At 59.6% G+C, this 6,461-nt stretch carries 7 protein-coding genes; 2 read left to right on the top strand and 5 right to left on the bottom strand.

The genetic code is table 11. The features are described 5' to 3' along the window. Positions 1–105: 105 nt before the first annotated feature. The 5 genes from PMI36_RS21140 to cpaB form a co-directional block, all read right to left on the bottom strand. Positions 106–996 carry a type II secretion system F family protein gene (locus tag PMI36_RS21140; RefSeq protein WP_008069709.1) on the bottom strand — a complete coding sequence of 297 codons (891 nt, stop codon included), beginning with the start codon at positions 994–996 and terminating at the stop codon, positions 106–108. After that, complete coding sequence (locus PMI36_RS21145) at positions 993–1,877, bottom strand: type II secretion system F family protein (RefSeq protein WP_008069708.1); 885 nt, start codon at positions 1,875–1,877, stop codon at positions 993–995. The genes PMI36_RS21140 and PMI36_RS21145 overlap by 4 nt, the downstream gene beginning before the upstream one ends. 10 nt (positions 1,878–1,887) lie before the next feature. After that, positions 1,888–3,168: a CpaF family protein gene (locus PMI36_RS21150; protein ID WP_008069706.1), complete on the bottom strand. Its 1,281-nt coding sequence runs from the start codon at positions 3,166–3,168 to the stop codon at positions 1,888–1,890. Next, complete coding sequence (locus PMI36_RS21155) at positions 3,165–4,370, bottom strand: AAA family ATPase (RefSeq protein WP_008069704.1); 1,206 nt, start codon at positions 4,368–4,370, stop codon at positions 3,165–3,167. The genes PMI36_RS21150 and PMI36_RS21155 overlap by 4 nt, the downstream gene beginning before the upstream one ends. An 89-nt stretch (positions 4,371–4,459) precedes the next feature. Further along, on the bottom strand, positions 4,460–5,389 hold the full coding sequence (cpaB, locus tag PMI36_RS21160) for a Flp pilus assembly protein CpaB (RefSeq protein WP_008069702.1): 930 nt from the start codon (positions 5,387–5,389) through the stop codon (positions 4,460–4,462). A gap of 324 nt (positions 5,390–5,713) precedes the next feature. On the opposite strand from cpaB, the gene PMI36_RS21165 reads away from it, so the two are divergent. Next, complete coding sequence (locus PMI36_RS21165) at positions 5,714–5,929, top strand: Flp family type IVb pilin (RefSeq protein ID WP_008069700.1); 216 nt, start codon at positions 5,714–5,716, stop codon at positions 5,927–5,929. A gap of 69 nt (positions 5,930–5,998) precedes the next feature. Beyond that, positions 5,999–6,400, top strand: a complete 402-nt coding sequence (locus tag PMI36_RS21170; RefSeq protein ID WP_008069698.1) for a response regulator — start codon at positions 5,999–6,001, stop codon at positions 6,398–6,400. Positions 6,401–6,461 lie beyond the last annotated feature (61 nt).

Raw genomic sequence — 6,461 nt, 5'->3', positions numbered from 1 at the left:
AAGCCCGCTCCCACAGTTGAACCGTGTATATCCGCAAGAAATTGGTTGGCTGTCAGGTCGCCTTCGCGGGCAAGCCTCGCTCCTACGGGATCGTAGCGGTGCTTTTCAACGACCAAAAGCCCGGGCCAATGCGGTGAAGCTGGGGCCAGCCAGTACGATCAGCAGCGCCGGGAAGAGAAACAACATCATCACCACAGACATTTTCGCGGACATCTTGGAGATGTATTCCTGCAAGCGTGTCAGGCGCCGGTCATCGAGCAGTAGTTTGAGTCCCAGCAGCGATTTCATGGCGCCGCCGCCCTGGTGGATCAATTGCTGAAGAATCACACAGGTGTCGGTGAATTCGTCCACCGCCAGTAACTGGGTGGCCTTGTTCAGTTCTTCGCCCAGTTCCAGTCCGGAATCGACCCGGGTCAGTATCAGGCGCAGTTCATGGGTCAGGGCCGGTAGTAACTGTTTGCCTTCGATGCTCAGTACTCGCAGCGACTGCTCCACCGCCATGCCGGATTCGAACAGGATGCGCAGCAGCGGAATGAAGGTCGAAATCTCGATCGCCAGTTGTCTTTGCCGACGGTACGCGGCGGCGGCCAGCAAGCGTTTGGGCAGCAAGTAACCGAAGGCGGTGGCGAAGGCCGGGGTGATCCAGTGGTTGTTCACCTGCGGGAAGAACACGCTCTGGATCAACAGACTCAGGATCAACGCAAGCACCGGTATGCCGATCTGGCAGGCGGCGAACAGCGAGCGTTGCCGGGCGCTGCGCCAGCCGAGGCGGTTGAGCAGCATTTGGGTTTCGTTGTCCAGTTTGACCGAGCGTTGACCGATACGGCTGTTGCCCAGCGCTTGCAACCAGTGACTGACGCGATGGTCGTTCAGCGGTTTGCCGTCCAGTCGTTGAGCCACTTGGCGAGCACGTCGATGTTGGTCCAGCAGCCCACTGAGCAGCAACAGCGTGGCCGCCAGAAACAACAGTGCGCTGATCAGCAGGGCTATTTTCATACGCTGCGCAACATGCGCCACAGCGCCAGGCAACCCACAACCTGCAGGCCAAACGCGGTCGCGAGCATCATTTGCCCCGAGCTGCTGTTCCACATGGCGAGCAGGTACTTCGGATTGGACAGCAAGAAGTAGCCGACGAGCCCCACAGGCATCAGGGCCAGCACCATCGCCGTGATGCGGGTTTCGCCCGTCATGGCGCGCAGTTGGCGCGCAGCCTGGTCGCGTTCACGGACCATTTTGATCAGGTTCTCAAACAGCTCACTGGCATTACCGCCGTAGCGGTGATTGACCTTCAGGCCCAGCGCAAACAATCGAAACTCGTCTTTCTCGTACAGTTCGGCGAAGTCCGTGACAGCGTCAGGCAGGCTGACGCCCAGGTGCACATTGCGCTGAACCCGGCCCATGGCGTTTTTCAGTGGGTCTTCGGCGGCGTCGATGGCGACCAGCACCGCATCGGCCAGGGTGCGTCCGGACTTCAGACTGCGCACGGTGTGATCAAGCAATGGCGGCAGTTGTTCGATCATGCGCTTGAGCCGGCGCTGATAGCACCAACTGATGTACAGCCGCAGAGCCAGAGGTGGCATCAGCAACAACGCCAGCAAACCGATCCAGCTGGCGAGGGCAAACCCCAGCAAAATGCCCACGGCCCAGAGCAACAGCCACAACCTCAGGCGCTCGGTGGGACGACCGAGGCCGGCGCGTAGAAAGGCCCGTTCCAGGCCGGCCCAGGATGATTTCGCCACCGCCAGTTGCGGTTGTCCCTGCATCAAACGACCGAGGGTTCGATCGATGCCGGTCTGGCGCAGGCCGTTGTAGAACAAACGGATCGACAAACCCAGCAACGTCAGGCAAATCAGGATGAGCAGCGCCGGTTTGAGCATGCCGTGATCCTTAGTGCGATAAGGGAGAGAGCGCCGATTCGCGACGCAGCTTTTCGCCGGCGGGGTTGACCGCCTCGCGCAGAAAACCGAAACCGGTGCGTCGATCAAACTTGAATAGCGTATTGGTCACATACACGTCATCACGAATACCCACGACCTCCACCACTTCGCTGACGCAGCGGCGGCCATCGGGCAGGCGCGTCAACTGGATCACCACGTCCAGCGCGGCACAGATCATTTGCCGCAGCGTGCGCTCAGCGATGGTGCGGCCGGTCAGGCCCACCAGGGTCTCCAGGCGCAATAGCGCATCCTGGGCGTTGTTGGCGTGCACGGTGCTCATGGAACCGTCATGCCCGGTGTTCATCGCGGTGAGCACGTCGACCACTTCGACACCGCGAATCTCGCCGAGGATGATCCGGTCCGGGCGCATCCGCAGCGCGTTGCGAATCAGATCGCTGGCCTTCACTTCGCCGTGGCCTTCGGCATTCGGCGGTCGGGTTTCCAGGCGTACCACATGAGGATGGCCCAGTTGCAGCTCGGCGACGTCTTCGATGGTGACCAGGCGTTCGTGAGGGGCGATCAACTGGCTGAGAATGTTCAGCAACGTGGTCTTGCCGGTGCCGGTACCGCCGCTGACAAGGATGTTGCAGCGCTTGCCCACGGCCTCCTGAATAAACTCAAAGATCGCCTGATCGATGGTTTGCATCGCCATCAGATCGGAGCTTTTGAGCATGTCCTTGCGGAATTTTCGAATCGACAGGCACGGGCCATCGAGGGCAATGGGCGGGATGATTGCATTGACCCGGCTACCATCGGGCAAACGCGCATCGACCATCGGTGAAGACTCGTCGAGCCGTCGGCCCAGGGGCGCGAGAATCCGTTGCATCACCCGTTCGACGTGGTGGTCGTCGATGAATCGCAGGTCACTGAGGTGCAACACACCCTCGCGTTCGACGAACACCCGGTGCGGGCCGTTGACCAGAATTTCGGTCACCGTCGAATCACGCAGCAACACCTCCAGGGGGCCGAAACCGGTGAGCTCGTCGACGATTTCCTCAGCCAGTCGCTCCATCTCATAACGGGAAATCGCCAGGTGCAGACGAGCGATGTACTCGGCGACTTTGTCGATGACGAACTGCGACAGCATTTGCCGCGAACCTTCCAGCAGGTTTTTTCCGGACTCTTCGATGGCGTCGATGATGTAGCGGTGCAGCACCAGTTTCAGGCCTTCATGGTCGGTATTGCCGGCCGGCCCGTGGGGGGGCGCGCCGAAGAGTTTTTCCCCGCTCATGGCGCGCCCCTCAATCGGTCGAACCAGCCAGCCTTGGGTTTGTCCAGGTCTTCGGAGCGTTTGGCCAGTCGTTCGCCGAGGGCGCGCAGGCTTTGGGTCAGGTTTTCGCGCGGGGCCAGCTCGAACAGGCTCACCCCCTGATTCTTGGCGTTGAGCCGTACTTCCGGGCTGTAGGCAAGGACCGCGATAACCTCCATGCCGAAGCTTTTGCTCAAGGTATCGGAGTCTGGCGCGACATTGCGCAGATAGCGGTCCACCAGCAACCTGGCGTGGTCGAGCTTGAGGCCTTTTTCGCGCCAGCGGCCGAGCACCTCAAGGTTGCGTCGGCAGTCGAGCACATTCTGATCGGTGTACCACAGCAACTTGTCGCAATGGCTGACGAAGGTACGCAACGCCTCGCTGTCCGACTGGCCAGTGAGGTTCACCACGATGTGCTGGAAATGCTGGCGCAAGGCGCTGAGCAGCATGTACAGCTCGGCGGCACTGGTCTGTTCCAGCGGTTCGTCGTTGCTGGCGTAGGCGAGAATCCGCAGCCCGGCGTCACAGGTCGTGAAAGCACTGTCGATCAGTGTCGCGTCCAGACGCCGCAGATGGCGCAACGCATCGCCAAAATGAAACGAGCTCTCCAGCCCCAGCAACGCAAGGCTGTCGCCACGCGGCAGGCCCAGATCCAGTAACAGTGTCTGCTGACCGCTCTTTTGCACCACGTGCGCCAGGTGGTTGGCGAGCAACGCGCCGTCGGCATTGCTCTGCGCACCGTAAAGCACGGTCAGGCCACCCTGTTGACTCTGTTGCATATTCGGCGTCACGGTCGGCAGGCGTTTGCTCAGGCGTCGCACCAGGCCGGCAACTTCACTGGAACGTGAACCGTAAGAAACGAAATCCCGCGCACCGGCACGCATGGCATTGAGCACGAGTTGGTTGTCCATGCCGTCGCCCAAGGCAACGATTGCCAGCATCGGTTTGGCTTCCAGGGCACCCTCGATCAACGCGCTCTGGGCCACCACATGCTCCCGGTCCAGACCCACGAACACCAGGCTGGCGAAGGTCACGTCCACCAGCGTCAAGAGTTCATCGAGGTTGCCGCCACCGGCGCTGATCACCCGGCCCAAAGGGGCAAGCGCACCTTGCAGCCACTCGAAGTCGGTGCTGTTGCGCGTGATCGCGAGGAACGTCTGGCTCAGGTTCTGGGGTTGGCTCATAGCGATAATCCGCCGCGTTTATCGAAGTGGCCGTTGTCGAGGAAGTACCGCGTGAAGCGTCTGCGCATGGAGAAGCGTCCTCGCTGGATTCAGTGCGTTTGTTGGGTGACTTCATTGCCGCGGATGACTTCCACGCTCGACTTGCGCGGTGCTGCGCCGCCAGTGGCGGGTTTGGGTGTGCCGACCAGGGCCAGTTGACTGAATTGCACCAGTTCGCGATTGACACTGGCCAGGCTCACCTTTGAATCGCGGTTGCCGGCCCAGTATTGGTTCAGGCGTTTTTCTTCGGCGCTGCGCACGGCCAGGCGCAAAACCCCGACCTGAGCCGCGAGCATCAGGCGACTCAAGAGGGGTTCGGGGACCGCAAGCAAAACGGTGCGAGCGCTGGCGCGCAGTTGTTCTTGCTTGAGTCGTTCTTCGTGACTGCGCGCCGGGTGGGCAGGCAGACCATCGTTCATCAGCCCCAACTGGTCACCGACACCGAGCACCCGCAATGCCGGAATCACCACTTGGGCCGATTGCTGGAGGTTGTTGGTGTCCATGCGCAGAAACAGCAAGACGTCGACATAGTCGCCGGGGCTCAGTTGACCGCCGACATTGACCACGTCATCCGCCGCCACGGCGAGGGCACGCTCATCAGGGCGGATCATTCGCGCCAGCGCACCGCCGGCTTCGAAACTTTCATCATTGAGCCAGCTGCCGGCAGTCAGCGTGCGCCAGGGCGTACGGCCAATGGCTTGATCGAGACGGGACAGGCTGCCGGCCGGGGCGGTACGGAGTTTCTCCAGCGTCACGTCGGCGGCGCTAATTTGCTCGAACGGCGCGATGTCACGCAGCAGCACAACCACTGGCTGGCGAGTCGGGTCGTCTGCCGGTGCCAGTATTGGGGCCGATGATGTGCCGGATTGCGCGACGGATTCGGGTGCCGGTTGGCGACTCAGCGCCAGCCCCCAGTAACCGGCAATGATGGCGCCTACCAGAAACAGCCCGGCCAGGCCCATGGTGACGCGACTGTTCATGACGGCTCTCCCTTTCCTGCTGCGTAACGCCCCCAAGAGTTCTAATGAGATGACTTCGCAATCAGGCAGCTATGAACATGGAACTATTTCGCTATTTGACGGTAGCGCAGGTAGAGCAAAAAGCCATTACAGGGCGGTAAATATCTGACAAAAGTAACGGACTGAAGCCAAAAGCACAGTTTTATGACGCCAGTGAACCGATTACTACTTAAGTATTAATAGGTTCTTACAGTTGTTGGTCTGGGGTTTGCCGACAATGCTGATGCTGGCATAGGGGAATCATGTTGCGGCCGTGCAACACCCTCCTGTCATAGGAGACACGTCATGTCCTTTACTAAAGTGATTCAGAAGATCAAATCCGAAATCATTTTGTTCAAATACCTGGCCAAAGATACGGAAGGTGCCTCGGGCATCGAATACGCGATTATTGCGGGTATGGCAGCGGTTGCGTTGGTGGTGTTCATGGAACCTATTTCGGGAGCGGTAACCGATATTTTTACCGTGCTCCGGGATTCGCTAGTGCCTCCTCCTGCTTCTTGATGCCGACAGCTTGCTAACCTGCCAGGGCGGTTCTAACGTCAACGCTTAGTCCATTGCAGGTGTTTATTTATGAATGCTCCCGCGCTGCTACGCCAACAGCTGCTTCTGGTCGACGATGAGGAGGATGCGCTGCTGGAACTGGCCGAGTTGCTGGAGGGCGAGGGCTTTACTTGTTTTACGGCAACGTCGGTCAAACTCGCCCTTCAGCATTTGACTTGTCACCCTGATATTGCGCTGGTGATTACCGATTTGCGGATGCCGGAGGAGAGTGGCATGTCGTTGATCAAGCGGTTGCGTGAGCATACGGCTCGTCAGCATTTACCGGTGATCGTGACGTCGGGGCATGCGGATATGGATGATGTGAGTGATATGTTGCGGTTGCAGGTGCTGGATTTGTTTCGCAAGCCGATTTATCACGTGCGGTTGTTGGAGACGTTGAATAATTTGTTTCCTGGGGTGGTCAGTTCCTGAGTCGGCCCCCTCGCCAATCCCCAGATGAAGAGCGGTATGAGGATTTTTGATCGTTCCCACG

Source organism: Pseudomonas sp. GM79 (assembly GCF_000282495.1).
Taxonomy (GTDB): Bacteria; Pseudomonadota; Gammaproteobacteria; order Pseudomonadales; family Pseudomonadaceae; genus Aquipseudomonas.
The sequence above is the reverse complement of the archived record's forward strand: the minus strand, read 5'-3'. Positions and strand labels throughout refer to the sequence as shown.

Bases quoted from the DNA above. Each gene is read 5' to 3' on its own strand.
- PMI36_RS21140 (WP_008069709.1), bottom strand. From the start codon at position 996: ATGAAAATAGCCCTGCTGATCAGCGCACTGTTGTTTCTGGCGGCCACG.
- PMI36_RS21145 (WP_008069708.1), bottom strand. From the start codon at position 1,877: ATGCTCAAACCGGCGCTGCTCATCCTGATTTGCCTGACGTTGCTGGGT.
- PMI36_RS21150 (WP_008069706.1), bottom strand. From the start codon at position 3,168: ATGAGCGGGGAAAAACTCTTCGGCGCGCCCCCCCACGGGCCGGCCGGC.
- PMI36_RS21155 (WP_008069704.1), bottom strand. From the start codon at position 4,370: ATGAGCCAACCCCAGAACCTGAGCCAGACGTTCCTCGCGATCACGCGC.
- cpaB (WP_008069702.1), bottom strand. From the start codon at position 5,389: ATGAACAGTCGCGTCACCATGGGCCTGGCCGGGCTGTTTCTGGTAGGC.
- PMI36_RS21165 (WP_008069700.1), top strand. From the start codon at position 5,714: ATGTCCTTTACTAAAGTGATTCAGAAGATCAAATCCGAAATCATTTTG.
- PMI36_RS21170 (WP_008069698.1), top strand. From the start codon at position 5,999: ATGAATGCTCCCGCGCTGCTACGCCAACAGCTGCTTCTGGTCGACGAT.